Annotated in this window: 25 protein-coding genes, 1 rRNA gene and 1 riboswitch; of the genes, 7 read left to right on the top strand and 19 right to left on the bottom strand. The window is 55.7% G+C overall.

Going from position 1 to position 26632, the window contains the following annotated elements; translation table 11 throughout:
* Positions 1 to 452: 452 nt before the first annotated feature.
* The 16 genes from purN to IAE55_RS11450 form a co-directional block, all read right to left on the bottom strand.
* Positions 453 to 1070 carry a phosphoribosylglycinamide formyltransferase gene (gene purN / locus IAE55_RS11525; RefSeq protein ID WP_200632216.1) on the bottom strand — a complete coding sequence of 206 codons (618 nt, stop codon included), beginning with the start codon at positions 1068 to 1070 and terminating at the stop codon, positions 453 to 455.
* On the bottom strand, positions 1070 to 2110 hold the full coding sequence (gene purM / locus IAE55_RS11520) for a phosphoribosylformylglycinamidine cyclo-ligase (RefSeq protein ID WP_200632215.1): 1041 nt from the start codon (positions 2108 to 2110) through the stop codon (positions 1070 to 1072). The genes purN and purM overlap by 1 nt, the downstream gene beginning before the upstream one ends.
* 148 nt (positions 2111 to 2258) lie before the next feature.
* Complete coding sequence (purF, locus tag IAE55_RS11515) at positions 2259 to 3740, bottom strand: amidophosphoribosyltransferase (protein ID WP_105442469.1); 1482 nt, start codon at positions 3738 to 3740, stop codon at positions 2259 to 2261.
* The gene (purL, locus tag IAE55_RS11510) at positions 3725 to 5968 is read right to left on the bottom strand and encodes a phosphoribosylformylglycinamidine synthase subunit PurL (RefSeq protein WP_200632214.1); all 2244 of its coding nucleotides are present in this window, start codon (positions 5966 to 5968) and stop codon (positions 3725 to 3727) included. Before purL ends, purF begins: the two co-directional genes overlap by 16 nt.
* Entirely contained in the window at positions 5946 to 6635 is a 690-nt protein-coding gene (gene purQ / locus IAE55_RS11505) for a phosphoribosylformylglycinamidine synthase subunit PurQ (protein ID WP_200632213.1), read from the bottom strand. The genes purL and purQ overlap by 23 nt, the downstream gene beginning before the upstream one ends.
* A gap of 5 nt (positions 6636 to 6640) precedes the next feature.
* The gene (purS, locus tag IAE55_RS11500) at positions 6641 to 6886 is read right to left on the bottom strand and encodes a phosphoribosylformylglycinamidine synthase subunit PurS (RefSeq protein ID WP_076176812.1); all 246 of its coding nucleotides are present in this window, start codon (positions 6884 to 6886) and stop codon (positions 6641 to 6643) included.
* Positions 6887 to 6996: 110 nt separating this feature from the next.
* Entirely contained in the window at positions 6997 to 7884 is an 888-nt protein-coding gene (locus tag IAE55_RS11495) for a phosphoribosylaminoimidazolesuccinocarboxamide synthase (RefSeq protein WP_200632212.1), read from the bottom strand.
* 23 nt (positions 7885 to 7907) lie between these two features.
* Positions 7908 to 8105: a hypothetical protein gene (locus IAE55_RS11490; protein ID WP_200632210.1), complete on the bottom strand. Its 198-nt coding sequence runs from the start codon at positions 8103 to 8105 to the stop codon at positions 7908 to 7910.
* A gap of 69 nt (positions 8106 to 8174) precedes the next feature.
* The gene (purB, locus tag IAE55_RS11485; RefSeq protein WP_076176814.1) at positions 8175 to 9470 is read right to left on the bottom strand and encodes an adenylosuccinate lyase; all 1296 of its coding nucleotides are present in this window, start codon (positions 9468 to 9470) and stop codon (positions 8175 to 8177) included.
* 3 nt (positions 9471 to 9473) lie between these two features.
* A complete protein-coding gene (purK, locus tag IAE55_RS11480) occupies positions 9474 to 10646 on the bottom strand; it encodes a 5-(carboxyamino)imidazole ribonucleotide synthase (protein ID WP_200632209.1) in 1173 nt (390 codons plus the stop codon).
* Positions 10643 to 11128 carry a 5-(carboxyamino)imidazole ribonucleotide mutase gene (gene purE / locus IAE55_RS11475; protein ID WP_076176816.1) on the bottom strand — a complete coding sequence of 162 codons (486 nt, stop codon included), beginning with the start codon at positions 11126 to 11128 and terminating at the stop codon, positions 10643 to 10645. Before purE ends, purK begins: the two co-directional genes overlap by 4 nt.
* Positions 11129 to 11292: 164 nt before the next feature.
* Positions 11293 to 11394, bottom strand: a riboswitch (purine riboswitch).
* Between the two features lie 219 nt (positions 11395 to 11613).
* Positions 11614 to 12048, bottom strand: coding sequence for a universal stress protein (locus tag IAE55_RS11470; RefSeq protein ID WP_076176817.1), 435 nt, complete (start codon positions 12046 to 12048; stop codon positions 11614 to 11616).
* Between the two features lie 99 nt (positions 12049 to 12147).
* A complete protein-coding gene (locus tag IAE55_RS11465; RefSeq protein WP_076176818.1) occupies positions 12148 to 12411 on the bottom strand; it encodes a DUF1294 domain-containing protein in 264 nt (87 codons plus the stop codon).
* A 311-nt stretch (positions 12412 to 12722) separates the two neighbouring features.
* Complete coding sequence (locus IAE55_RS11460; protein ID WP_200632208.1) at positions 12723 to 14861, bottom strand: DNA topoisomerase III; 2139 nt, start codon at positions 14859 to 14861, stop codon at positions 12723 to 12725.
* 168 nt (positions 14862 to 15029) lie between these two features.
* A complete protein-coding gene (locus IAE55_RS11455) occupies positions 15030 to 15170 on the bottom strand; it encodes a hypothetical protein (RefSeq protein WP_163880674.1) in 141 nt (46 codons plus the stop codon).
* A 79-nt stretch (positions 15171 to 15249) separates the two neighbouring features.
* Positions 15250 to 15993, bottom strand: coding sequence for an acyl-[acyl-carrier-protein] thioesterase (locus IAE55_RS11450; RefSeq protein WP_145164708.1), 744 nt, complete (start codon positions 15991 to 15993; stop codon positions 15250 to 15252).
* Positions 15994 to 16268: 275 nt separating this feature from the next.
* Here IAE55_RS11450 and IAE55_RS11445 point away from each other — a divergent pair, with 275 nt between their 5' ends.
* From IAE55_RS11445 to IAE55_RS11415, 7 genes are all read left to right on the top strand, one after another.
* On the top strand, positions 16269 to 16976 hold the full coding sequence (locus IAE55_RS11445) for a response regulator transcription factor (RefSeq protein WP_200632207.1): 708 nt from the start codon (positions 16269 to 16271) through the stop codon (positions 16974 to 16976).
* Positions 16977 to 16982: 6 nt separating this feature from the next.
* A complete protein-coding gene (locus IAE55_RS11440; RefSeq protein WP_145164709.1) occupies positions 16983 to 18212 on the top strand; it encodes a sensor histidine kinase in 1230 nt (409 codons plus the stop codon).
* Positions 18213 to 18467: 255 nt separating this feature from the next.
* Positions 18468 to 19742 (top strand): ArnT family glycosyltransferase, encoded by a 1275-nt coding sequence (locus IAE55_RS11435; protein ID WP_200632206.1) that lies wholly within the window; start codon positions 18468 to 18470, stop codon positions 19740 to 19742.
* Positions 19717 to 20469, top strand: a complete 753-nt coding sequence (locus IAE55_RS11430; RefSeq protein WP_200632205.1) for a glycosyltransferase family 2 protein — start codon at positions 19717 to 19719, stop codon at positions 20467 to 20469. The genes IAE55_RS11435 and IAE55_RS11430 overlap by 26 nt, the downstream gene beginning before the upstream one ends.
* On the top strand, positions 20459 to 21127 hold the full coding sequence (locus IAE55_RS33775; RefSeq protein ID WP_234489486.1) for a DUF2304 domain-containing protein: 669 nt from the start codon (positions 20459 to 20461) through the stop codon (positions 21125 to 21127). Before IAE55_RS11430 ends, IAE55_RS33775 begins: the two co-directional genes overlap by 11 nt.
* Position 21128: 1 nt before the next feature.
* Positions 21129 to 21473, top strand: a complete 345-nt coding sequence (locus IAE55_RS11420; RefSeq protein ID WP_105442455.1) for an EamA family transporter — start codon at positions 21129 to 21131, stop codon at positions 21471 to 21473.
* A 51-nt stretch (positions 21474 to 21524) separates the two neighbouring features.
* Complete coding sequence (locus tag IAE55_RS11415) at positions 21525 to 23330, top strand: copper amine oxidase N-terminal domain-containing protein (protein ID WP_200632204.1); 1806 nt, start codon at positions 21525 to 21527, stop codon at positions 23328 to 23330.
* 71 nt (positions 23331 to 23401) lie between these two features.
* Here the strand turns inward: IAE55_RS11415 and IAE55_RS11410 are convergent, their stop codons facing one another.
* From IAE55_RS11410 to rrf, 3 genes are all read right to left on the bottom strand, one after another.
* Positions 23402 to 24598, bottom strand: a complete 1197-nt coding sequence (locus IAE55_RS11410) for an MFS transporter (RefSeq protein ID WP_325168628.1) — start codon at positions 24596 to 24598, stop codon at positions 23402 to 23404.
* Positions 24599 to 24907: 309 nt separating this feature from the next.
* Positions 24908 to 26005, bottom strand: a complete 1098-nt coding sequence (locus tag IAE55_RS11405; protein WP_234489485.1) for a DUF3626 domain-containing protein — start codon at positions 26003 to 26005, stop codon at positions 24908 to 24910.
* 360 nt (positions 26006 to 26365) lie between these two features.
* Positions 26366 to 26482 (bottom strand): 5S ribosomal RNA (rrf, locus tag IAE55_RS11400).
* Between the last annotated feature and the right edge of the window lie 150 nt (positions 26483 to 26632).

Genomic DNA, 26632 nt, shown 5'->3' with positions numbered 1-26632 from the left:
CCGAGAAATATCGAAAAGATTCCCCGGCATCCGCCGGAAGCGGGCCGAGCCGACAAAACCGTCAAATCCCTCCACAAAGCGCACATTTTGCTCGATATCGGCCGAGGTCTTTGCGGAAACACCGAAATTTATCATTTCTTATAAGTTGAACTACTGAAATGGATGATAGGGGCAAGTACGTAAAAAGTTCCTACGATCGCTCTTGTTTTCGTATTTCTTGATTAATGGATCCAACCTAATGGAGAAATCCGAAAGCCAAATGCGAACGCTTCGCTTCTTCAGAATCGTTTTACTCCCTTGCCCTGCATCCTATTCTTTTAATTCAACTTATATTATACGAAAAAGCCGCTGACAGCCGCCGCCATTCGTGTCGGAACCGCGGCAGTTGTCCCTTATCCCCTTACCCTATCTCTATATCTTTGTGTTGTTACCATTCCAACCACATCAAGGCATCATCCCTTAAGCAGCGTAACTTTCCGGCCCTCCAGCTTCACTCTACCCTGGGCAAAAAGAGCAACGACCTGCGGGTACAGCTCCTGTTCCACAGCATGCACCGCCTGCGCAAAAGACTCCTCCGTCTCATGCTCGGCCACCTCGATCGCCCGCTGGGCGATAATCGGTCCGGTATCCATGCCGCCATCCACAAAATGCACGGTTACGCCGCTCAGCTTGACGCCATAGTCCAGCGCTTGCCCGATCGCGTTTGTCCCGGGAAATGCCGGGAGCAGTGACGGATGAATGTTGATCAGGCGCCCCGCATATTTGTCGACGATCACGGAAGTCAGCAGACGCATGTACCCTGCCAGCACGACCAGGTCGATGTCCAGCTCCTCGAGCTTGGCGACGATTTCCGCTTCATACTCCTCGCGCGATCCGTACTGTTTGGGAACGAACAGATGCTTGGGAATACCGAGGCGCTCCGCCCGGCCGACGACAGGGGCCGCCGGTTTGTCGCAGACGAGCAGATCCACCGTCGCGCCGCCGAGCCTTCCCTCAGCGGCCGCTTCGGCTAATGCCTGAAAGTTGCTTCCCGTTCCGGAAGCAAACACAGCAATCCGGTAGCCGCTCATTAGACATCGGCTCCCGTAAAGGTCACAACCGACTCACCCGGCGTTACCGACCCGATGATGTACGCTTCCTCGCCGCTCGCCTTGAGCAGCTCCAGCGCCTGCTGCGCATCGCCTTCGCTGACGACAAGGACAAGCCCGATACCCATGTTGAATGTGGTGAACATATCGCGGTTGGCAATACTGCCCTTGCTCTGCATCAGCTCAAAGATCGGCAGGATCGGCCAGGAACCGTAACGGATGTCCACGTTGACGTTCGCAGGCAGCATGCGCGGAATGTTCTCGATGAAGCCGCCGCCGGTGATGTGCGCCATGCCTTTCACGTTGACCTTCTCCAGCAAAGCCAGCAGAGGCTTCACATAGATTTTGGTCGGTGTCAGCAGGACGTCGCCCAGCTTGCCGCCCAGTTCAGGGATTTCATCGTGAAGGCTGTAGCCGGACTGCTCAAGCAGGAGCTTGCGCACCAGGGAGAAGCCGTTGCTGTGCACGCCGCTCGATGCGATGCCGATGATCGTATCTCCAGGGGCGATGGACGAGCCGTTGATGATTTTGCTTTTATCGACAACGCCGACTGTAAAGCCCGCGATATCGTATTCGCCTTCAGCATACATACCGGGCATTTCGGCGGTTTCGCCGCCGATCAGCGCGCAGCCGGACTGATGGCAGCCCTCGGCGATGCCGGCCACGATCGCTTCGATCTTCTCCGGCACAACCTTGTCACATGCCAAGTAGTCAAGGAAAAACAGCGGCTCTGCCCCCTGCACCACGATGTCGTTGACGCACATGGCCACCGCGTCGATCCCAATCGTGTCATGGCGATCCATGGTGAAGGCGATTTTCAGCTTGGTGCCGACCCCGTCCGTTCCGGAAACGAGCACAGGCTCCTCATATTTATCCTTGTTCAGGCCGAACAGAGCCCCAAAGCCGCCAAGATCCGTCATCACTTCCGGACGAAACGTCCGTTTCACGTGCTTCTTCATCCGTTCTACCGCTTCATTTCCGGCCGCGATATCCACACCGGCATTTTTATAAGCTTCAGACACTCCCACGACACTCCTTTGTCAGATGCTCCGCCTCTATTTTAAGCGGGTAAAGTATTCATATCCTGAATTGATCCACAGGCACAGCTTACTCAAACCTTCAGCCCGGCAATGTCATCGCGATCCGTAATCGCCCTGCATTCCAAGCCCATCAGCAGCTGCAGCCAAACTTCTCTTCACCGTTAAAATCCAGATGCGTCGGATAATCGTTGTCGAAACAAGCCAGGCACAGCCCGCCCTTGTAATCATCCGCATTGTTGCCTGCAATCGCGGTGATCAGACCCTCCGGGCTAAGGAACGCCAGCGAATCGGCGTTAATTTCCCGGCAGATTTCTTCCACCGACTTGCTTGAGGCAATCAGCTCGCGCCGGTCCGGCGTGTCGATGCCGTAAAAGCACGGATTTTTAAAAGGCGGCGACGTAATCCGCACATGCACTTCCACCGCCCCGGCGTCGCGAAGCAGGTTCACGATCCGGCGGGAGGTCGTGCCGCGGACGATCGAATCGTCGATCATGACGACCCGCTGGCCTTCGACCACGCGCCGCACGGCACTGAGCTTCATCTTGACGCCCTGCTCGCGCAGCTCCTGGCTCGGCTGGATAAAGGTGCGGCCCGTGTATTTGTTTTTGATGAGCCCCATCTCGTACGGGATTCCTGTCTGCTCTGCGTAACCAATCGCCGCGGAAATACTGGAATCCGGTACCCCGGTCACGATGTCGGCGTCGACAAACGATTCGATCGCCATCCGGCTGCCCATCCGTTTGCGGGCGGCGTGCTGGTTCGAGCCGTTCATGTCGCTGTCCGGGCGGGCAAAATAGATGTATTCCATCGCACACAGCGATTTGCGGTGCTTTTTCTCCTCGAACCGGTCTTCATGCAGGCCGTCTTTGTCGAGAATAAGCAGCTCGCCCGGCTCGATGTCGCGGATCAGCTCCGCGCCGATCGTCTCGAGCGCGCATGTCTCGGAGGCGAAAATATACGCCTCACCGAGCTTGCCCATCGTCAATGGCCGCAGCCCGTGCGGATCCGACGCGACCAGCAGCCGGTCGTTCGTCATGATCAGGAACGCGTAGCCTCCGACGATGCGGTTGAACGCGTCTTTGGCCGCGGAGACGAGATCCTTCGACGAACGTGCGATCAGATGCGCGATGACCTCCGTGTCGCTCGTCGTCTGAAAAATCGATCCGCCTTCCTCCAGCTCGCGCCGGATTTGCGGGGCGTTCACGATGTTGCCGTTGGTCGCCACGGCCAGGTCGCCGTCACGGTACTTGAACACCAGCGGCTGCGCGTTCGTCAGCTTGCTGTCGCCGCTCGTCGAATAGCGCACGTGCCCAATGGAGATGTCCCCGGTCAGGGAAGCCATCATGTCTTTGTCGAATACCTCTTTGACGAGACCCATGCCGCGGTGGTAGTGAAACTCTTCGCGGTCGCTGACGCACATCCCCGCGCTCTCTTCCCCACGGTGTTGCAGGGCATGCAGCCCGTAGTAGGACAAAGAAGCGGCGTCCGGGTGTCCATAGACCCCGAACACGCCGCATTCTTCTTTTAATTTGTCGAACAGCCCGTCTTTGCCCGAGCCCTCGTTATAGTAGTCTCCCGTCCACAGCGTTTGCGGTGTTACTTCATGAGACATGGAATCGCATCCTCCCAGACCTGCTTCAAGCCTCCTACACTTTCGTTCACGGCCGAAGCACCGTTGATGTCAACCACCAGACTGTCACCTTCCACGATGCCGATTTCGGCAACCGGCACGCCTTGACCTTCAATATAAGCTTTCAGCTGCTCTGCCTTGTTCCGGGATGCCGAGAGCAGGATACGGGATTGGGATTCGCTGAACAGGGCTACGTCCGGACGCAGGCCGGTTTCGACATGTACCTGGGCACCCAGCGAACCGCTGATGCAGGACTCGGCCAGCGCTACTGCAAGACCGCCCTCGGACAAGTCATGCGCCGACTGTACGAGTCCTTGCTGGATCGCACCAAGCACGGAGGACAGCAGTTTTTTCTCCGTATCCAGGTCGAGCGCCGGAGGACGTCCTTCCGTTGCCCCATGCACGACGTATTGGAACTCGCTGCCGCCCAGCTCCGCTTTCGTGTCGCCGAGCAGGAAGATGACGTCGCCTTCTTGTTTAAAGCCTTGTGTCGTAATATGATCCGTATCATGCACCAGACCGACCATGCCGACGACCGGCGTCGGGTAGATCGCTCCGCTGGCGTTCTCATTGTACAGGCTGACGTTACCGCCGATGACCGGCGTATCCAGCACGCGGCAGGCTTCGGCCATGCCATCCACAGCACGCTCCATCTGCCAGAAAATATCCAGCTTCTCCGGACTGCCAAAGTTCAGGTTGTCCGTGATCGCCAGCGGCTCGGCGCCGGAGCAGACGATGTTGCGCGCGGCTTCGCTGACCGCGATGCGGCCGCCGACTTCCGGATCGAGATACACGTACCGCCCGTTGCAGTCGGTCGTCATCGCGAGGCCTTTACGCGTGCCTTGGATGGTAACCACAGCCGCATCGGAACCCGGACGGACCGCCGTGCTCGTGCGGACCATGTAATCGTACTGATTGTATACCCAGGCTTTGCTGGCAACTGTCGGGGAAGCCAAAACCTGCTTCAGGGCGCCGCCCAGGTCTTTCACTTCTTCATAGCGCAGCGTATCGACGCCGGCGTTTGCTTCATAATAAGCAGGCACGCTCGACGGCTTGTTGTACACCGGGCACTCGTCAACAAGTGCCTTGACCGGCATGTCGCCAACGACCTCGCCATGGTGGAACAGCTTCAGGCGTCCGTCGTCGGTCACTTTGCCGACCTTGGCGCAGATGACGCCCCAGCGCTCGAAAATTTCCATCGCCTGCGCTTCGTCCTTCGGCTCGACGACGAACAGCATGCGCTCCTGGGATTCGGAGAGCATCATTTCGTACGGCGTCATGCCTTCTTCACGCTGCGGCACCTGGTCGAGGTACAGCTCCAGGCCGTTGCCCGCCTTGCTCGCCATCTCCGCGCTGGAGCAGGTCAAGCCGGCTGCGCCCATGTCCTGAATGCCGAGCACGATCCCCGAATCGATCAGCTCCAGGGTCGACTCCATCACCAACTTCTCCATGAACGGGTCGCCGACCTGAACGGCCGTCTTCTTCGCTTCCGACTCTTCGCTGAGCTCAACCGAAGCAAACGTCGCCCCGTGAATGCCGTCGCGGCCGGTAGGAGGGCCTACGTAAAAGACCGGGTTGCCCACGCCTTTAGCCACGCCACGCTGAATTTTGTCGTGGTCGATCAGACCGACGCACATCGCGTTGACCAGCGGATTGCCGTCGTAGCTGTTGTCGAACATCACTTCACCGGCCACCGTCGGAATACCGATGCAGTTGCCGTATCCGGCGATGCCGGCCACAACATGCTCAAACAGATACTTCACGCGGTCGCTTTCGAGCTTGCCGAAACGCAGCGAGTTGAGCAGCGCCACTGGTCTTGCGCCCATCGAGAAAATGTCGCGGATGATGCCGCCCACGCCGGTCGCGGCGCCTTGGTAAGGCTCTACCGCGGAAGGGTGGTTATGGCTTTCGATTTTGAACACGACCGCCTGGTTGTCGCCGATGTCGACGATCCCCGCGCCTTCGCCTGGTCCCATCAGGACCCGCGGGCCGCTGGTCGGGAAGCGGCGCAGCAGCGGCTTCGAATTTTTGTAGGCACAGTGCTCAGACCACATGACGCTGAACACGCCGATTTCGGTATAGTTCGGCTGACGCCCCATAAAGGAGCAGATCAGCTCGTATTCACTGTCCGATACCCCAAACTGCTGATAGATTTTCTGTTCCGCAATCTGTGCTGCGGTCGGTTCCTTAGCGGACACTTGCTGCGCCATGGGTATCCCTCCAAGCCTTCAAAATGGATGTAAACATACGCTTGCCGTCCTCGGAGCCGAGCAGGGAGTTCACTGCGCGTTCCGGGTGCGGCATCATGCCGACGACGTTGCCGCGCTCATTGCAGATGCCGGCGATATCCAGGACAGAGCCGTTCGGATTGCTGCTGTAGGTAAAGACGATTTGGTTATTTTCCTGAAGACGAGTGAGCGTCTCCTCATCACAATAGTAATTCCCTTCGCCGTGGGCGATCGGAATGACGATTTCTTCATTTTCGCTAAAGTCGGTCGTAAACGGCGTGCGGTTGTTCGCCACCTTCAGCACGGTATCATGGCAGCGGAACTTCATGGACGTGTTGCGCAGCAGCGCGCCTGGCAGCAGCCCCGCTTCCGTCAGGATTTGGAATCCGTTGCAAATGCCCAGAATGTACTTGCCTTGCTCTGCAGCCTTGGCAACTTCACTCATTACTGGAGCAAACCGCGAGATTGCCCCGCAGCGAAGGTAGTCGCCGTAAGAGAAACCGCCAGGAACCAGAATGCAGTCGTAAGCGGACAGGTCTGTTGCGGTATGCCAGACGTAATCGACAGGCTCCCCGAGTGTTTCCTCTACCGCTTTGTAGCAGTCGATATCACAGTTGGAGCCGGGAAAGACGAGAACTGCAAATTTCATGGATGTTAGCCCTCCAATTCGTATCGGTAATCCTCGACCACCGTATTCGCCAGAAGCTTCTCACACATGGCTTTGACGCGTTGTTCCGCCTCAGCACGGTCATTCGTGTCCAGCTGAAGCTCCATGTATTTCCCGATGCGGAGGCTCGACACTTCCTCGAATCCCATCGAATGAAGCGCTCCCTGCACCGCAACCCCCTGCGGATCGAGTACGCCCTGCTTAATAGTGACATAGACCGTAGCTTTCATCATGTTCTTCTAGTTCCTCCTCTAGGAATGAGTGAATGAGTGAATCCTTTTCAGGCCTGCATTAGCTAAAAAATCGTCTAAAACCTAAGTTCGTTACTATAGCGGTTTCTATCTTAAACGCGCTTCGTCAGGCGTTCGTAAATATCCACGTATCTGCGGGTCGTTTCGTCTACCACCGGCTGCGGCAGCGGCTCCGGCTGGCTGTTCTTGTCCCATGGTGTTGAGGCCAGGTAGGATCGCACCGGCTCCTTATCCATGCTGTCGATCTCGATGTCCAGCGCGTAGTTTTCCTTCGCCCAGAACCGCGAGGAGTCCGGCGTAAAAATCTCGTCGATCAGGATTACCTTGCCGTCCAGTACGCCGAATTCGAACTTGCAGTCCGCCAAAATGATGCCGCGCTCATCGCAGTACCGCCGCGCGAAGTCGTACAGCTTCAGGCTTTTCTCCTGGAGCTCCAGCGCCAGCTCTTCGCCGATCAGTTCCTGCATGCGCTCCATGGAGATGTCCTCGTCATGGCCGACATCGTTTTTGGCCGCCGGCGTGAAGATCGGCTCCGGAAACGCCTCGTTCTTGCGGATGCCCTCCGGCAGCTTGATGCCGTTCACTTCACCACCCGCCTGGTACTGCCTCCAGCCGCCGCCGGTAATATAACCGCGCACGACGCATTCCATGTCGATCCGCTCGGCTTTGCGGACTACCATGATCCGGTCCTTCAAGAGCTCCTTGTTCTTCGCCACGGCGCCCAGGCGCTCGACGTCCGTATGGACAACATGGTTGTCCATGAAGTCCTTCGTCATTTCGAACCAGAACGCGCTCAGCTTGTTCAGCACGTTGCCCTTCTCGGGCACCGGCGGCTCCAGCACATAGTCAAAAGCGGATATGCGGTCGGTGACCACGATCAGCACATGCTCTCCCAAATCGTAAAGCTCGCGCACCTTGCCTTTGTACAGCAGCGGCGCGTCTACCAGTTCCACCGCGGTCGATACAGCCGGTGATGTCATGCGAATCCTCCCCATTTCTCGGCTCAACACTCGAAAATCCCCTCGTCGCCAGCGAGGCAGCCGCTGCAGTTACGGATCGTTCCGCCGATCGCTGTTGTCTCCAAATTTCTTGATCGGTCGCTCTTAAATAGCGGTTGAAATTCGGAGACAAAGGCGAACGCTGTCGCTTCTTGCGGATCGATTCCGTCCCTTTCGCTGCAATCGCTGAAGATGTGTGCCATGATGTTGAGTCCATCATTCTTCAAGCCTCTAATACGGGTTACTCACGAATAACTTCAAACCGAACGCTCTTATATCAAGCCAAGCTTTTTGAAAATCGTATCCACGTGCTTCAGATGCCACGACGGATTAAACGCATCTTCGATCTCTTCCGGGCTGAGCGCCTCCGTAATTTCCGGCGTCGCTTCCACGATGTCGCGGAACTGGCGCTGCTCTTCCCACGCCTGCATTGCCCGCGGCTGCACGGTATCGTACGCCTGCTCGCGGCTGAAGCCTTTGTCGATCAGCTTCGTCATGACGCGGCCGGAGAACGGCACGCCGTAGGTACGCGCCATGTTGCGCTTCATGTTTTCCGGGAATACGGTCAGGTTCTTCACGATGTTGCCGAAGCGGTTCAGCATGTAGTTCAGTAGCATCGTCGCATCCGGCAGGATGATCCGCTCCACGGAGGAGTGCGAAATATCGCGCTCGTGCCAGAGCGCCACGTCTTCATAGGCGGTCACCATGTGGCCGCGGATGACGCGCGAGAGGCCCGAAATGTTCTCGCAGCCGATCGGGTTGCGCTTGTGCGGCATCGCCGAGGAGCCCTTCTGGCCTTTGGCGAAGGCTTCTTCAACCTCGCGCACTTCGCTCTTCTGGAGCGCGCGGATTTCCGTTGCGAACTTGTCGAGCGACGTCGCGATCAGCGCCAGCGTTGCCATGTATTCGGCATGGCGGTCACGCTGCAGCGTCTGCGTGGAAATCGGAGCCGGGCTCGTGCCGAGCTTCTTGCAGACGAACTCTTCCACGAACGGGTCGATGTTGGCATAGGTGCCGACCGCGCCGGAAATTTTTCCGAACTGGACGCCGTTCGCCGCGTGGCGGAAACGCTCCAGGTTGCGCTTCATTTCCTCGTACCAGAGGGCCATCTTCAGGCCGAAGGTCGTCGGCTCGGCATGAACACCGTGCGTACGTCCCATCATCGGCGTGTCTTTGTAAGCTATAGCCTTGTCTTTCAGGATCTCGATGAAGTTCAAAATATCCTTCTCCAAAATTTCGTTTGCTTGACGGAGAAGATATCCGAGCGCTGTATCCACCACGTCGGTGGAAGTGAGCCCGTAATGCACCCATTTGCGCTCCTGTCCAAGACTCTCCGATACCGCACGGGTAAAGGCGATGACATCATGGCGCGTTTCCTGCTCGATTTCGTAAATCCGGTCGATGTCGAATTTGGCATTTTCGCGAAGCAGCTTCGTGTCTTCCTTCGGAATGACGCCCAGCTCGGCCCAAGCCTCGCATGCGCACAGCTCTACTTCCAGCCATGCCTTGAATTTATTTTCTTCGGTCCAGATGGCCCGCATTTCCGGTCTGCTGTAACGTTCGATCATAAATTATCCTTGCCTCCAGATGTTAGTTTGTTCAACCCAGTCGAGTCCATCCTGCACGTCCTTGCACAGCAGGTTGATATGTCCCATTTTCCGATCTTTCTTCACGTCGCTCTTGCCGTATAAATGAAGCTTCGGCACCACGCCGTATTCGCTGACGGCGATGCTTGGTCTGCCGCTGGCGCGGATCACCTGTTTCAGATGCTGGCCGAGCACGTTGACCATGACGACCGGGGTCAGCAGCGTCGTGTCGCCAAGCGGCATGTTGCACACGGCGCGGACATGCTGCTCGAACTGCGAGGTCGCACAGGCCTCCATCGTGTAGTGGCCGGAGTTGTGCGGACGCGGCGCCAGCTCGTTCACGTACAGCTGACCGTCCTTTGTCACGAATATCTCCACGGCCAGCAGGCCGACCGCACCCAAGTGCTCCACGAGCTGCTCCGCCAGCTTGCGGGCTTCCCGCTGAACCTGCTCCTCGACTCTCGCCGGGACGATCGACAGGTGCAAAATGTTGTTCACATGAATATTTTCTGCCACTGGGAAGCTTTTTACTTCCCCTTTTGGACTTCGGGCGGCAATAACTGAAATTTCGCATTGAAAATCAACGAATTTCTCCAGTACCAGCTCGCGGCCGGTGGCAGCCAGTTCCTCGTAAGCCGCCTCGAGCTGATCCTCCGAGCGGAGAACGATCTGGCCTTTGCCGTCGTATCCGCCGGTGGCGGTCTTCAGCACACCGGGAAGTCCGAGCGCGGCAGCCGCCTCTCTGAGGCTCTCCAGGCTCGTAATTTCGCGGTACGGCGCCACGGGCACGCCCGCAGCTTCGATCGCCCGCTTCTCCCGGAGGCGGTGCTGCGTCGTGTAGAGCAGCGCGCTTCCTTGCGGCACGCTGGATTCCTTCTCCAGCAGCGCCGCGACTTCTGCGTCGACGTTTTCGAATTCGTACGTAATGACATCCGACGCCGCCGCCAGCCGGCGGGCTGCATCAACGTCGTCGTAAGCCGCTTCAATCTGTCCTGCAATCTGCCCGCAGGGCGAATCCTGCGTCGGATCGAGCGTGATGAAGCGGTACCCCATAGCGGTTCCGGCCAGCGCCATCATTCGTCCCAGCTGGCCGCCGCCCAGAATGCCGATGGTGGAACCAGGGAGCCATGTCTGCTGAGATGCCTGATTGCTGCTCATAGCGAATCACTGCTTTCCAGCACTTCGTCGCGGATGGCATCTCTTCGCGCTTGCACCCGCGCTTGAACCTCGCTGTCATAGGCCCCGATGATTTGCGCGGCCAGGAGGCCCGCATTCGTAGCGCCCGCCTTGCCGATCGCCACCGTCGCGACCGGAATGCCGCCCGGCATCTGAACGATCGACAGAAGCGAATCCAGGCCGTTCAGCGCCTTGGACTGCACAGGAACGCCGATGACCGGCAGCGTCGTCTTGGACGCTACCATACCCGGCAAATGCGCGGCACCGCCGGCTCCGGCGATGATGACTTTGAGTCCGCGCTCCGCCGCCTGCTCCGCAAAGGCGAACATCAGGTCCGGCGTCCGGTGCGCGGACACGACCTTTTTCTCATACGGAATTTGCAGTTCGTCCAGGACGAGACATGCATGCTGCATCGTTTCCCAATCCGATTTGCTGCCCATAATGACAGCGACCGCTGCTGACATGTTTCAACCCACTTTCCAAAAGTTTTTTATTCATTCGGGAGAGACCCAAAAAGGCCCGGTGCCCGAGAAATACGTTGACTTTCAGGATACCGGACCGGGTAAGGAATACAGCTGCCGCAAACGCAGCAAGGAGGGAAGCCTTTCCGTCCATCGGAACCGGCGACTCCTCGGCAGTATTCCCTCGTAGTCCGGACATTTACGGTATCCGGGTAGAAACTTCCGGGCCATATCCCCGGCTTTATACGAGATCAATTCATTCGATTATTTGTTCATTCCCTTAACCATCCAGTGATGGTTCTCTGCCTCTTCCAAATCCCTTAAGGCTTTACACCTAACAGTTTAACAATCCCCTACACAACATGTCAACTAAAACACGAACAATTAAAACAGTGTAAAATCGAATGTTCGGATTTTGCCGCTGATCATTCCTAAAACAAAACCAGTGCACCCCATATTCGGGGCACACTGGCTTACAATTCCATCATTTATTTAACGACAAGCACCGGAATGGTCGCATGCTGCACGACGTTGTGGCTGACGCTGCCGAGCACGAACTCCCGGATTCCGCCCAAGCCGCGGCTGCCGATCACGATCAGATCATTGCCTTTTTCCTTGGCATATTCCAGAATGACTTCCGCAGGTCCACCCTGGATCATCTCCGCATTGTAGGCGACGCCTTCGCCGTCGAGGCGTTTCTTCACTTCCGCGACCGTCTGCTCAGCGAGTTCATAGAAGTCCTGGTTAACAGACGCCGGAATCGGAGCCATGCCTTCGCCAATGAATACGCGCGGGAAATCAAAGACGTGTACGACGTCGATGACCGCGTCAGGCGCCGCTTTCGCCAGTTCGATTGCACGTTCAAGAGCCTTATTGGAAGCTTTGGAACCATCATAAGCTAAAAGAATTTTGGAAAATAACATGTGGACCCACCTGCGCTTTCTCTGTATGAAGTGTGAATTGAGATGTTATTAAACCGAATTAGCAAGAAATGAAACCATGTTGTACCATCAAGCGATAAATCAACTCATGAAAAATGCGTACAGAACTGCGTTGACGAACAGCAGCAGCGGTATCCCGACCCGAAAGCTCAGATGCCTGGTCTTATGGCGTTTGCGGTACATGGCAATCAGTACGCCCAGCGCTCCGCCGATGGCGGCAAGCAGAAAGAGCGTTCTTTCCGGCACACGGTCACGCCTGTTTCTTGCCCTTCTTTTATCCTCGGACATGATCAGGTAACCTACCGCGTTGATAAAAATAAACCAGATCAAGAGCGCCGTCCTCACTTACGCTACCACCCCCGTTCTACTGCTTGCTTCTATTATAAAACTTTACTAGCCAAGAGACAAACCGCCAGGCATCCGTCTGCCAGTATTCCCAGCAAAAACGCCTACCTGGCGGAGTTTTCCTAAATATTGATGGAGCAAATCAGCGTCTCCGGCGTAACGCTCCTTTACTATGACGGCTTCCTCTCGTTTGAGAGATTCCAGTGAACTAGCTAGATTTCCTCAATGTCGGCAAGAGGAGATACAGGTTTATGCATGTATGCTCTGTCAGTCCGATCAGCCAGAGCATGCAGCCCAGGTCTTTCAGGCGATTAACCGTTCTTTTTCTCCATCGCAGCTTTCAGCAGCTCGCCGAGATTCGAACCGATCGGCTCCTGCTTCTTGGTATACTGCTGCACCAGCTTGCGCTCCTCGCGCTTGTTGACGTGCTTGCTGTCCTTGTTGACTGTCTCCGTGATGCCGCAGGACAGGCACTGCACATACAAGCCGGCTTTGCCTTCCTTCATCTCCATCTTCTTGTGGCACTGCGGGCAGCGGCGGTTGGACAGGCGCTTCTCGTCCGAACGGCGGTAGCCGCAGTCCTCGCTCGGGCAGACGAGCATCTTGCCGCGCTTGCCCTTCTTCTCCAACAGCCGGGTACCGCAGTCCGGACAGTGGCTGTTCGAGACGTTGTGCGGCTTGTAGTCCGCCTTGCTGTTCTTTACGCCTGCCACCAGATCCTTGGACATGCCGCGGATTCCCTTCAGGAACGGCTCCGGCTGCCCTTGGCCGCGGGCGATCTTCTCCAGCTCGGCTTCCCACTTGGCCGTCAGCTGCGGCGTCCGCAGCTCCGGCGCAACGAGTCCGATCAGCTGCTTGCCTTTGCCCGTCGGATGCAGCGCGTTCCCCTGGCGCTCGATCGTATCGGAGTTCACCAGCTTCTCGATAATGTCCGCGCGCGTCGCCGGGGTGCCAAGGCCGTGCTTCTCCATCTGGGACAGAAGCGTAGCCTCGGTATACCGTTTCGGCGGCAAAGTCCGGCCGCCTTGCATGATGACCCGCTGCACCTTGACGGCTTCGCCCTCGTTCAGCACTGGAAGCTGGGCTCCGCTCTCTTCGCCGTCGGTATCAGCCGACGAATCTTCATCCGATTCGTCGGAGACATCTCCGCCGTATACCTCGCGCCAGCCGCTCTCCTTGATCGTCGTCCCTTTCACATGAAGGGACTCGCCTTCCACGTCGATCGTTACCGCGACCGCGTCATACCGTGCCGGCGGGTAGAACAGGCTGATGAAGCGCCGGACGATCAGGTCGTACAGCTTGCGTTCTTCAGTGTTCAGCTGGTTCAATAGCACTGTCTCTTCCGTCGGGATGATCGCGTGGTGATCGCTGACTTTCGAATCGTCCACGACGCGTTTGGTTATATTCAAATTTTTCCGCAGCAGCGGACGCGCCAGGGAAGCATATGGCCCAATGGCCACGCTCTCCAGGCGTTCCTTCAGCGTGCCGGTCATATCCGACGTCAGATAGCGGCTGTCGGTCCGGGGATAGGTGACGAGCTTGTGCTGCTCATACAAACGCTGAAGTACGCCCGACGTTTGCTTCGCAGAGAAGCCGAACCGGCGGTTCGCATCCCGCTGCAGCTCGGTCAGGTCGTAAGCGAGCGGATGAGCCTCGACCTTCTCCGTCTTCTTCACCTTGACGATCCGGCCGGACGAGCCGTCCAGCCTGCGCTTCAAGGCTTCGGCCGCACTCTTGTCGAAGATGCGGGCGTCGCCGTTGTTCCCCCGCCACACCGCGGCAAATCCGCCGAAGTCGGCCTTGATCGTGTCGTACTCCTCCGACCGGAAATTTACGATTTCATTTTCCCGGTCCATGATCATGCCCAGCGTCGGGGTCTGCACCCGTCCCGCGGAGAGCTGCGCCCCGAATTTGACCGTGAGCGCCCGCGTCACGTTCAGGCCGATCATCCAGTCGGCTTCAGCCCGGCAGCGCGCCGATTCGTACAGCCGGTCGAACTGGTTCCCCGGCTTCAGCGAAGCAAAACCTTCCTTGATCGCCTTGTCTGTCTGCGAAGATATCCAGAGCCGCTTGAACGGCTTGTTCCATTTTCCCATCTTCATGATCCACCGGGCGAGGAGCTCCCCCTCCCGCGCGGCGTCCGTCGCCACGATCAACTCGCCGACGTCCTGGCGGCGGAGCTGCTGCTGCACAACCTTGAATTGCTGGGCGGATTCACGCAGCACCTTCAGCTTTATCGATTCCGGCAGGATCGGCAGATCCTCAAGGTTCCAGGTTGCGTATTTATTGTCGTAATCCTCAGGCTCCGCGAGTCCGACCAAATGGCCCAGCGCCCAGGTGACGATATATTTCGGACCTTCGATATATCCTTTATGCTTGTCGTGGCTTCCCATGACGCGCGCAATTTCGCGGGCCACGGAAGGCTTTTCGGCTAATACCAATGATTTCATGACGTACCACCCTTTCTTTCCGTCCTATTATAACATTGAATCCGGCAGCGGATGCAAAAGGAAGGTAACCCTGTTTTATCTATCGACTGTGCAAAATAAAATCCCCCAGCGGAACCTCGGCAGGAGCCGAGGATGCCACTGAAGGACCTGGGGTGGTGCGGTAAATGCCTAATCCTGTTCCTGCTTCGGAATTTGGTTCAGGCTCGGCGGAAATTTAGCAGCTTTATCCGGATGCAGCGTAGTATATTCCTGTTTCCGGCTCGCTCTGTTTGGCAGGTTACTGTCTTTAACCGGTTTACGATGCGGCATGCTTATCCCCCCTTATCCTTTAACAATCCCCCGATCGGGACGGAATTATCCATGGGGCCCTTGGGATGCCTTCGTTCGTTCAGTTCGTTTCTTTCAATAGAAGATACGCGTCAAAATAATGCGACCCGTCCTCGGCTTGTCCGCTCACGTACACCCGGCCGCCGGACAGCTCTGACCGTTTCACCACCATGTCATCCCCCAATCGGGCCTCGTGATGGTAGGTTATCCGAAAACCAGCACAAGAATAACACGTAAGCTCCTCCTTGGACAGCGTATCCATGCACAGATCGGCATAACGGGAATTGTTCAGATGCAGATTGGCATCGATCCCGCTGTAGCGTACCACGGAGCGGTACGCTTCATGAAGCGGCATATCCTCAGGTATAGTTACTTTATCCGGTGCTTCACCGGCCGAATCCTCTTCATTAATGTAGACGTCAAAGGGGAACTTGGATGGCCGCAGCATTCTGCGTTTCTGGATGTCCACGAGCGCCCAAATGCTGCACGCTTCGCCGAGAATTTCCCCGCCGCTGCCATAAATCACAAAATCCCGCTGCCACAGGGCCCCTCTCGGGCCTTTGTTCCAGGTCTCGACGTTGATTGGCTCCAGCGCCTTCGGCATCCGGCTGATGCGCAGATCCATTGTGATCAGCATCCAGCCCATGCCCGCTTCGATCATCTGGTCCCTCGTCGCCCCAAGCTGCTCCAGATCGGCGTCGGCCGTTCTCTGCGCCAAAGACAGCAGTACCGACAGCCGCGCTTCGGATTTAAAATCGATATCGTTGGAATGAATTAAGTAGGTTTCAGTCCACTTGTTGCCCATGCTATACGCTCTCTCCTCTTTTTACGTTAAAATTATACTCGTACGTTGTTAGCCAGCCTTTCCATTTGGTGAAAAAGCCCTATCTTTCATCGGCTGCGCCCTTTCCCTGTATGTATAAGAAGCAGCGGAACGCTCATCCTAAGGCCACAACATCGGCGGAATTTAAGTTAATGTTAAGAAATTCGTGACCATAATGTTAAGAGTTTCGGTTTATAATGCTATACATCAAGCATACTCCTAGTTTCCACAATATTCAAAGAGGTGTGAATGCCGTAATGTCCAGAGAAGCGATCCTGCTCGTCGATGACGAGAAAGAAATTATCGAACTGATTGAAATTTATTTAAAAAATGAAGGATACACCTTATATAAAGCATCTAACGGACTGGAGGCACTCGAAGCGCTGCAGAGCCATCCGATCGACCTCATCATCCTTGATGTGATGATGCCCCAAATGGACGGGATTCAAGCCTGCATGAAAATCCGGGAAAAGAACAACACCCCCATCATCATGCTGTCCGCAAAAAGCCAGGATATCGATAAAATTTCCGGCCTGAGCATCGGTGCCGACGATTACGTCACCAAGCCGTTCAATCCGCTGGAGCTGGTCGCCCGCGTCAAATCGCAGCTGCGCCGGTACAAGCTGTTAAATTACCGCGATATTACAGCCGAGGACGAAATCGTGATCGACGATTTGGTCATCAATACCGCCACCCATACGGTGACCGTCGGGGAGCAGGAAGTGAAGCTGACGCCCCGCGAGTTCGACATTTTGAAGCTGCTGGCCGTCAATCAGGGCATCGTGCTCAGCATGGACAAAATTTACGAAGAGGTCTGGAACGAGCCATTCATGGAATCCAAAAACACGGTGATGGTCCATATCCGCAAGCTCCGCGAAAAGATCGAAAAGGATACTCAGCATCCGGCCTACATCAAGACCGTCTGGGGCATCGGCTACAAAATGAAATCGGCGAAGGAGGTGTAGAGCACCATGACCACCAAGGTATACATCGGCATCCGCTGGAAGTTCCTTGCCGTGTTTCTCGGCTGCACCGGGCTGACGTTGCTGTTCGTGCTGCTCGGCCGTCTGCTCGCCTCTTATATCATTGTGCGCCCGCCTTATAATGTGCCCGTGATCTGGGTGATCAACCATATCGGCTCCAGGCCGACGATCGGGGTGTTCGGTGTCGTCTTTTTCCTGTCCCTTTACGTGGCTTCCACCCGGCCCCTCGTTCGTTATGCCAAAGAGCTGGCCGGAATCCTGGAGGACATGGCCGGCGGGCGGCTCCAAGCTTCCGTCAGTGTGAAAGCTGCCGATGAGCTCGGAACGATCGCGGAACACATGAACAGCCTGTCCGGGCAAATTCATACGTACCTGGAGGAAATCAGTTACGGGCTGGCGGAGATCGCCAAGGGACATTTCGATTATGAAATTCCGGTTCGGGAAAACCATGAGCTCGGCCGGATTGCCGACAGCATCAACCAGATGAGCGCTCAGTTAAACCGCTCCATTCAAGAGGAGCGTAACGCCGAGAAGACGAAAAACGATCTGATCACCGGCGTATCCCACGACCTGCGGACCCCGCTGACCTCCATTCTCGGATTTTTGGAAATCATCGATAAAGACCGTTATGCCGACGAGGTGGAGCTTCGCTATTACATGAATATCGCTTATGAAAAATCGCTCAGCCTCAAGAATCTGATCGACGACCTGTTTGAGTATACGCGCATCAACAACGGCATGCCGCTGCACCTGCGCAAGCTGGATGTAACCGGATTGATCCGGCAGCTGGCCGAGGAGTTTGTGCCAAGCCTGGAGCAGGCGAACATGATTCTGCAGATTCACGCGCCGGAGCAGCCGGTCATCATTCAAGCCGACGGCGACCACCTCGTCCGGGCTTACGAAAATCTCATTTCCAATGCCATTAAATATGGAAGCAGCGGCAAATACATCGACGTTTATATCGAAAAGGAAGAAGCCTTTGTCCGCATACGCGTCTGCAATTACGGGGAGCCCATTCCCAAGCGGGATCTACCGTATATCTTCGAACGGTTCTATCGCGTAGAGCAATCGCGTTCCAAGGCGACCGGCGGTACCGGGCTCGGGCTGGCCATCACCAAGAGCATCATTGACGTGCACGGCGGAGACATCTCCGTGGAGAGCTCGACGAACCAGACCGTGTTTGAGACCCGGCTTCCCGATCCGGCTGTGCCGGCATAACCATTTACCTTTCACCATACAAAAAGCAGATAACCTCATCCCATCTGGGGAGTGCGGCTATCTGCTTTTTTGGTGCTATTCCGCTCCCCGCCGCATTTTTTAACAGAAAAACTTAAGCGTTTGTTAAGCATTTGGGTAGGCTCCAGTTAAGAACTCTCCTGTAATCTTAGATTCAAGTTAGGAGGACAGCAGGCATCGTCCGTGAGGAGAGCTGTTTGTCTCCCATGTCTGTCAAGGAAGGAGCACGAAATCCGTATGTACACCATCACTTCAAAATTGTTTGCCCATAAAAAAACGCTGCTCATCACGATTTTCGTGCTGATCTTCGCGCTGGCTGCCTATGTGCGGCTGGACTTTCTGCTTTCGGTCAACCATAAGGTTTCGCATGACACGCTGAATTACGACATCATGGTCCGGCAGCTGCTCGAAAAAGGGATCTACGCTTACAAGGATACCCAGCCGAACGCCCAGGTCACGCCGGGGTATCCGCTGTTTATGGCGGCCATCTACAAGCTGGTCGATTACCAGCATCATGATCCGTTCCCTTACATCCGTTACATTCAGGTCGTGATCAGCCTTGTCACCCTGTGGCTCATTTACTCGGTCGCCCGAAAGCTCTCGGGCCGGACCGTTTCGATGATCGTGCTGCTCATCAGCAGCGTGTATCCGCCTTTTATTTGGAGCAACGGTGCGGTTCTGACCGAGACGCTGGCCTGCTTTTTCCTGATGCTGTATATCCGTCTGCAGCTTGAAGCCTTCGAGCGCAGAACACGAACCCTCGCTCTGCTGAGCGGGGCGGCGATGGGCCTGCTGGTGCTGACACGTCCGGAGTTTTTAATTGTGATCGCGCCGGTGTACGGGTTGTATTGGCTCTGGAAAAAGGAATTCCGCCTCACGCTCAAGCTGCTGCTGTTCACCTGCATCGGAACAGGGATCGTCCTCGCTCCTTGGGTGGTCCGCAACATGGTGACCCTGCACGAGGTCGTGATCGCCTCCACCCAGGTCAATCCGTTTGCCGCCGGCACCTATCCGGACAAAAATTACAACGACGGCCTGGTCGACCGGCATGGCAAAACCCAGATGGAAGTCGCCAAAGAGCGGCTGAAGATCGGTTTTACGCAGCACACATGGCAGTTCGTCAAATGGTACACCGTCGGCAAGCTCAAGTACATTTATTCGAATATGTACTTCGGCAGCGGCCACAGCCCGTTATACCGTGTGCTTCCGAGCCCGCTGGGCAGCCTGCTGCATGTGGCGCTCGTGTGGTTCTGTCCCGTGGCCCTGGTCGCTTCTCTTCGGAAATGGAAGCAGCCATTAACGCTGATGACGCTGATTGTAGCGGTCATGACGGTTACCCGCCTGGCCTTCGTCCCTGAGTTCCGCTATAACTACACCGCCATGCCGCTGATCATCATGCTGGATGCGGCAGCGGTGATCGCCATCCTCCGCTGGGCGTGGCAGAAATGGACCCGCTCTTCAAATACACGGAAAGGAGCCGTTACTTATGCTGAATCGACCGGAAAGTCATAACAAGCCGCCCAAAGTGCTCGTGATCGTCCCCGCTTATAACGAGGCGGAGGGGATCGGGCAGGTCATCCGCCGGCTCCGCGAAGACGCCCCTTACGCAGACGTGCTCGTCATCAATGACGGGTCGATCGACGCTACCAGCCGGATCGCCCGGGCCGCAGGGGCCAATGTCATCGACCTGACCTGCAACTTGGGCATCGGTGGCGCGGTGCAGACCGGCTACCGCTACGCGGCGGAGCATCACTATGACTACGCCGTGCAGATCGACGGCGACGGTCAGCACAATCCGTGCGATCTGCGCCGCCTCCTGTCCGCCCAGTTCGATACCGGCGCCGATATGGTGATTGGCTCCCGTTTTATTACCAAAGAGGGCTTTCAGTCGACTTTCGCCCGCAAAATGGGCATCGGTCTGCTGTCCGCCCTCGTGACCCGGCTCACCGGGCAGAACGTGACCGATCCAACCTCCGGCTATCGCCTGTGCGGACGGCGGGCTATCTCCCTGTTCGCACGCGAGTACCCGACCGACTATCCCGAGGTAGAGGCGCTGATGCTGCTCTACAACCGGGAGCTGTCCTTTACGGAAATTCCCGTCGTGATGAATGAGCGTCAGGGAGGCGTCTCCAGCATCTCGGCCATGAAATCCGTGTATTACATGTCCAAGGTCATCCTGTCGGTTCTGCTCATGAAAACCAACAAAAAGAGAGCGTGGGAAAACCGCTATGAATCTTAATATTTATATCATCAGCTTTTGCATCAGCCTTGCTTTTGCCGGCACGATTTTATACTTGATCCGCAAGCGCAGGCTGCGCGAGCAGTACGCCCTGCTCTGGCTTTTGATGAGCGTGATCATGATGGTGCTGTCCCTGTTTCCGTCCCTTTTGGACGAGGTGGCGCAGCGGATCCACATTTATTACGCCCCGTCGCTGCTCTACCTGCTGAGTGTAGTCGCGGTGCTGTTCATCCTGCTGCATTTGACGATGGCGGTCTCCACGCTCACGCACCGGGTCATCGTGCTTACCCAAACGCTGGGCTTGCAGGAACAACGCATTCAAAAGCTTGAAGCCCAGGCGGAGGGAGGCTCAGAGAGCTCTATGGGGCTTGCCTCAGGTCCTGCCTTTGGATCGCGCCCGGGACAGACATCCGACCCGCATTTTGGACAGTCATCCGGACCTCATTCTGAGCAGACATCTAAACAGCATCCTGAGCAGTCATCTAGACAGCATTCTCAACAGCCCCCAGAAGCCCATACCCTGCAGCAATCCGGGATGCCGTCCGGGGAATTCTCCGGACTTCATTCCACGGAACCCTGTCAGCGAATTTCTGCGGCGGCTTCTTCCGAAGAGCAAATTATTGTGCCGTCTTCTTCGAGCACGGAGGTGAACCGCTAGTATGGCTTACTTGATGCTGCTTCTCAATATGCTGCTCCTGGTCGCCGGTCAAATCACCTGGAAAATCGGCCTGCAGCAGCAAGGTGGCATCCACCTTGGCAACCTTTTGCAGGTATTATTTTCGCCGCTGATTCTGCTTGGTATCGCCCTTTATGCAGTGGCCACGGGATTGTGGTTCGTCGTGCTGTCCCGGCTGCCGCTCAGCCTTGCCTACCCGCTGCAAAGCCTGGCTTACGCCGCCGGCATTTTCGCCGCGTGGTATTTCTTCGGGGAAAGCGTCCCGCTGAACCGCTGGATCGGGGCCGCGGTCATCGTACTGGGAGCGGTCATGATTGCCGCCAAATAAAGGCCCCTGTTTGATTATCAAATTTCAGAAAAGGAGTTCCATATCATTCCCATGAAAATACAAAAAACTGCCCTTCTGACTTCCGTTCTGCTTGCCGCCTACGGTGTGGTTCCGGCATCTGCCGCATCCGATCTGGAGCAAGAGCCTACGATCCCGCAGAAAGTGACTACGGCTCAAGCACCCGCAGCTCCTTCCGGAACGACGGTCATCTATTTAAACAGCAGCCGAATCCTAAATAGCGGCACCGAGTCCGCATTAAACCGTCCCACTGTTATCAAAAAAGGAGTCACCTTTGTCAGCCTCCGCTCGCTTGCCGTCTCTTTGGGCTGTAAAGTGACTTACCAAGCCTCTACGAAAGAGACCACCGTATCCCTAGAAGGTACCGAAGCCCGGTACCGCGTACATACCAAGGCATATCAAGTCAACGGGGAGACGAAAACGATGAAAGGCGAAGCGTACGAGGACCGCGGCGTGTTGATGGTTCCCCTTACTTCGCTGACGGCTGCTTTTCATCTCCCTTATGTGCTCCAGGGAAACCAAATTACGCTACACCCTGGCGGTTCCGGATCTTCGGGGACGGACAAGCCAGAAGGTCCGCAAACGAACGAACCGCCGCAGGCCTATTTTACGACGGACAAAGATCAATACCGGATCGGCGAGCCGGTGACCCTGAGCGATCAAAGCACCGACGACGAAGACGCGATCACCAATCGCGAATGGACGAACAACGAACCGGCCTTTTTCGAGCCAGGTACGGTGGAGATCAAGCTTAAGGTCACCGACAAGCACGGCCTGACATCCGAATACAGCAAAAAAATCGAAATCACCTCCGAGGTGTTGTACAGCAAAGAAGAGTATGCCATGCGCTTCACTCCGGCAGGAGGCACATTCCAGGTCAGCGGCAAATCGATCCTGTCCTACAAAGCGCTGCCCTACACCTACACGACCGAGCCGTATTTGCTGTTCCGGGCCAGCGGTCCGGAGACGGTCAACTCGGAAGGGATTTTGTACCAGGACATCCTGTCGGGACCGGCCCGGTTTCTGGTCCATCACAAAAACAACCTGGCCGCAAAGGCACGCTTCTACCTGATCGCCACCAATCCGAATGATACCGCGGCATCAATCCAGGTCAAGAGTTCGGGCGTGGCGGGGCCAACCCCGTATCCTGAGCTATCTGGCAGACTGGCTGGCGTCCGGTATTTGGAGTCCACCTTGACCGGCAGCGAGCAGCGAAGCGTGCAGATCGGCCCCGGCGAGAGCGTGGCCCTCTTTCCCAAGCTGAATGCTACCGCGGCTGCTCCCGGCGATGTCATCACGATGAATGCCGATGTCACCAGCGATGCACCCGTCGAATATACCATGCTGATGGTCCAAGCCGATCATGACCCGATTGCGGTCATGCCGTCCCTGCCCGATTTAAATCCGATCGAGTCCATCGTCCGTGGCACCTTTGCCGATTCGACGCGCGTGTTCGAATACGACGGCACGGTCGGAACGGAAGCGGAGCGCCTGCCGCTCACCGACAATACCACCGATCCTTTTCAGCGGGGGATGGACGGGATGCAGGACAGCGTTGCCATCAATTCCGGCAATTACGGTGTCCTGTATAAAATCATCCTGAACCATGTTGCGCCGGACACGCTCGTCGCCTTCAACCCACGCGGCGGAAGGTACTTCGGCTCGGCGAGGGTGAACGACAGGGTTGTCGAGATCAAGCACGGCGACGGCTCCCAGGACAGCGCCACCGTGCTGTACCGGACGCAGGACCGGGAGGAGAAGGTGGAACTCTGGTTATCCCCGGCCGCCGGCAGCAACCTGCCATTTTCCCTGCTGTTTCTCCCTATTTCGGAAAAATAAAAAAAGACCCGCAAAGCGTTTCAGCGCTTAGCGGGTCTTTTTGGCGGATCAAACCGCAGCTCAGATGCACATTACACATTTTTCTGGACACTTCCCGTATTCGGCGGTCCGCCTGAAGCTGCACTCACCCCAGCTTTTGTATCCGTTCGAATCCACCAAAAAGCGAGCACTCCCGCAGCTAACGCTGCATATGCCGCCAAGCGGAACCCGCCTGCGAGCCCCCATGCCGAACTGATCCAGCCTGCGATAAACGGGCCCATGAACATGCCGATCGCATAGACTGCCTGATAAAAACCCATTGCCGTTGCCCTTTTGGATGGCTCGATATGGGCCACCGATTTGCCCAAAAGAAGCGGAAAGACCAGTCCTTGTGCCAGTCCATTAAATATTTGCGTTACGCACAGCCAGCCAAAACTCGGTGCCGCCGGGATACAAAACGTAAAAACGGCCGTTCCCACATACCCCACGGTTAGCACGACCCTTGCCCCGAAACGGTTAACGAGGGTCCGTCCGGCAAACAGCGTAGCGGCCGCATGCGGCAGCATGAAAGACAGCGTTAGCCAGGCAAGGTCATTTTTGCTTGCACCCAGGTCCAGCGCCTGATTCGGCGTATACCCAAACATCGTGATGAACAGAACGCAGTGCGCCAGGATCGACAGAAAAGAAACCCGAAACAGCGTCCGATCACGCATAACGGGTGCCAAATCCTGAAGCGACATGGGGGTACGCCCGGGATCCGGCTCTTTTTCCCGCAAAAATAAAGCAAGTACAAGGGCTATTACCGCGACGATGCCTCCAAGCCAAAACGGCAGCTGCCAGCTCCAACGTTCCACCAAATACCCGCTGACGAGCATGCTCGTCAATTGGGCGGCCACGGTGGTGAACTGCATCATGCTCATCGCCCGGGTTACCTGATGTTTCGGGAAAAAACCTGAAAACGCGACGGTGAACACCACCCAGGTCGACGCGGCGATTCCTGCCATGGCTCTTGCAGCCAGCGCCCAACCCAACTGTCCGAATGCAGCAAACATCAGCCCACTTACCGCACTGGCGGCCAGCCCCAGCCAAATAAATGGACGGCGCTTTTCCATAAAATCCGATAAAATACCGAGCGGCAGCCTGAACAAAATTTGCATCAAACCGTAGGAACCGAGAACGATGCCCAGATAGGTATAGGATGCCCCCAAATGCTCGATATAAGGCGACAAAATCGGAACATAAATATAAGACGAGAACCAGTACAGGAAAACAACAGAGATAAACAGCACGACCTGTCTTCTGGAGGAGGAGTCGTCCTTTGTTTGAGGTCGCTGTATCTCATTCAAAGCTTCTGATTCACCACGGGCAACGGTTTCATAAGAATCCAGAGGTTCGGTTGAACCCATTTTTTCATGTCGCTTGGATTCCTGCTTTTGAATGCTCAACCCGTCACCGTCCTTTCGTTCTTAGGAATTTTTCCAAGCATGGAAGTTTTTTCGAGTATTAAAAGTCTGGAAGACAAAGAAAGTTATCAAATGGATAGAAAGCAATATAAGTCTGATCCTTTTATATGTTCTTCAATTCAATACTGCGTAACATTACGTAACACAATGATAGGGAGAACCAAATCGGACAAGGACATGCCATAATTGCTTAATGTGCTGTAACGTTTCATCGTATGATCCCCAGTCCTGCCACTCCTCGGGGTGATTGTGCAGCGATGCCGCTGCCAAGCCTAATACTGCCGCGTCAATCCGCCCTCTATCGTTCCCGAACCTTTGGTCGATCCTGAGTGCAAGCGGCTGCATCGCAGGCCCCCGAAAATCGCCCGGTACCGATCCAACCTCTAACTGAAAACCCGAATGCCAACCAAGCCGCAAATCATATTTATAGCAGGTCTCTTCCAACAGGTTCCCCGTTGGCGTGCCTTTGAACGAGGGATCAGCAATCAGGGCCTCCGCGTCATTCGCCAAATCCACCACAGCATGAACCTGTGCTTCAATGTAGTCATCGAGTGACCTTCCTAAGGCTTCGGGTGTAAACTCGCTGGATCTGGTGTTTAGCGATTGAAGCAGCTCCACCAACAGCCGTACGTTGACGTGATCCGAGCCGAGCACCTCCTGTGTGCTGACAGCCGCCTCAAACAAAGGAGCCAACAATGGAGAAAATACGTCGATCGTTCCTTTTCGCTCAGGACCCGTAAAGCTATCCCCAAATGTAAAGGTGCAGCGCTCTGAAACATGGGGGCGAAGGACCAGGTGGCACGAGCCAAACCGCGGTGACGCACCGTCCGCATAATTCATCAGGTTAAGCCCACCATACTTCGGCCGTTCTTCGTTGGTTACTCCGGGCAACTGGTATGATTTTCCAAATAGATGCTCTTCCCAGCGGTCACGATCACCACCCGCAAATGCCGTTCGGCTCCCGTTGGAGATCGAGGTCTCAAACTGTCCTCGGTACACCCCATCCTGAAGCAGCCCCTCAACCACCGAACGGCCGGTAGCGAGCAGACGATCGGGATGAAAATTGAGCGTAACCCGAGCAAAACGGCGAATATGATCAATAAGCAAGTCAACATCAATAGCGCTAAGTCCTTCTGCAGCCAAAATCCGGTCAATTACGCTGCGGGAAAGGCACTGCACATCCAAAGCATCCGTACGTACATACTGTACAGCTCGAGCTTGTGCTTCGGTCAAACTTACTCCTCCTTTATCGATCCCGGGGCAATCATACGAAGAGCCCTTGGCATGAACTTACAAACTTATGTACATGTGAATAACATTTAGACAAAAGTCAACTCAACATCACCACATGAATCATTTATGCCATAAAGCAAACTTCAATTGTGAGTACTGGGGATGAAACTGTGAATTATGGGAATATAATTTATGATTATAATCCAAATTGGGCGGGGATGGTTCTCTTTTTTGTGCATAACCTTTGGAAAATCGACCAGGGAATATGTATTTGTGGATGAACGGACAAAACGGATGTGTTGTCCACATTGGGGATAAGAAATAAAAAACCACTGTCGATGTTATCAACAGTGGTCCTTCGCTTGGCAACGTCCTACTCTCCCAGGACCCTTCGGTCCAAGTACCATCGGCGCTGGAGGGCTTAACGGTCGTGTTCGGGATGGGTACGCGTGGAACCCCTCCGCTATCGCCACCAAACGTTCAAGTGTTTGATCACTTGAAAACTAGATACGAAACGAATCTGCGAATTATTTAAGCATATGCTTCCGTAGCAAGCTTTCTTTCAGAAAGCTTTTAGGATAAGCCCTCGACCGATTAGTATTGGTCAGCTCCATGCATTGCTGCACT

This window comes from Paenibacillus sp. S28, assembly GCF_016624415.1.
Classification (GTDB): domain Bacteria; phylum Bacillota; class Bacilli; order Paenibacillales; family Paenibacillaceae; genus Paenibacillus_AQ; species Paenibacillus_AQ favisporus.
The sequence above is the reverse complement of the archived record's forward strand: the minus strand, read 5'-3'. Positions and strand labels throughout refer to the sequence as shown.

Coding starts and splice junctions, on each gene's coding strand:
- purK (WP_200632209.1), bottom strand. CDS start 10,646: ATGAGCAGCAATCAGGCATCTCAGCAGACATGGCTCCCTGGTTCCACC.
- purE (WP_076176816.1), bottom strand. CDS start 11,128: ATGTCAGCAGCGGTCGCTGTCATTATGGGCAGCAAATCGGATTGGGAA.
- purS (WP_076176812.1), bottom strand. CDS start 6,886: ATGATGAAAGCTACGGTCTATGTCACTATTAAGCAGGGCGTACTCGAT.
- purQ (WP_200632213.1), bottom strand. CDS start 6,635: ATGAAATTTGCAGTTCTCGTCTTTCCCGGCTCCAACTGTGATATCGAC.
- IAE55_RS11445 (WP_200632207.1), top strand. CDS start 16,269: ATGTCCAGAGAAGCGATCCTGCTCGTCGATGACGAGAAAGAAATTATC.
- IAE55_RS11470 (WP_076176817.1), bottom strand. CDS start 12,048: ATGTTATTTTCCAAAATTCTTTTAGCTTATGATGGTTCCAAAGCTTCC.
- IAE55_RS11455 (WP_163880674.1), bottom strand. CDS start 15,170: ATGCCGCATCGTAAACCGGTTAAAGACAGTAACCTGCCAAACAGAGCG.
- IAE55_RS11460 (WP_200632208.1), bottom strand. CDS start 14,861: ATGAAATCATTGGTATTAGCCGAAAAGCCTTCCGTGGCCCGCGAAATT.
- IAE55_RS33775 (WP_234489486.1), top strand. CDS start 20,459: ATGAATCTTAATATTTATATCATCAGCTTTTGCATCAGCCTTGCTTTT.
- purB (WP_076176814.1), bottom strand. CDS start 9,470: ATGATCGAACGTTACAGCAGACCGGAAATGCGGGCCATCTGGACCGAA.
- IAE55_RS11440 (WP_145164709.1), top strand. CDS start 16,983: ATGACCACCAAGGTATACATCGGCATCCGCTGGAAGTTCCTTGCCGTG.
- IAE55_RS11490 (WP_200632210.1), bottom strand. CDS start 8,105: ATGGCACACATCTTCAGCGATTGCAGCGAAAGGGACGGAATCGATCCG.
- purN (WP_200632216.1), bottom strand. CDS start 1,070: ATGAGCGGCTACCGGATTGCTGTGTTTGCTTCCGGAACGGGAAGCAAC.
- IAE55_RS11430 (WP_200632205.1), top strand. CDS start 19,717: ATGCTGAATCGACCGGAAAGTCATAACAAGCCGCCCAAAGTGCTCGTG.
- IAE55_RS11435 (WP_200632206.1), top strand. CDS start 18,468: ATGTACACCATCACTTCAAAATTGTTTGCCCATAAAAAAACGCTGCTC.
- IAE55_RS11495 (WP_200632212.1), bottom strand. CDS start 7,884: ATGACATCACCGGCTGTATCGACCGCGGTGGAACTGGTAGACGCGCCG.
- IAE55_RS11450 (WP_145164708.1), bottom strand. CDS start 15,993: ATGGGCAACAAGTGGACTGAAACCTACTTAATTCATTCCAACGATATC.
- IAE55_RS11415 (WP_200632204.1), top strand. CDS start 21,525: ATGAAAATACAAAAAACTGCCCTTCTGACTTCCGTTCTGCTTGCCGCC.
- purL (WP_200632214.1), bottom strand. CDS start 5,968: ATGGCGCAGCAAGTGTCCGCTAAGGAACCGACCGCAGCACAGATTGCG.
- purF (WP_105442469.1), bottom strand. CDS start 3,740: ATGTCTCATGAAGTAACACCGCAAACGCTGTGGACGGGAGACTACTAT.
- IAE55_RS11420 (WP_105442455.1), top strand. CDS start 21,129: ATGGCTTACTTGATGCTGCTTCTCAATATGCTGCTCCTGGTCGCCGGT.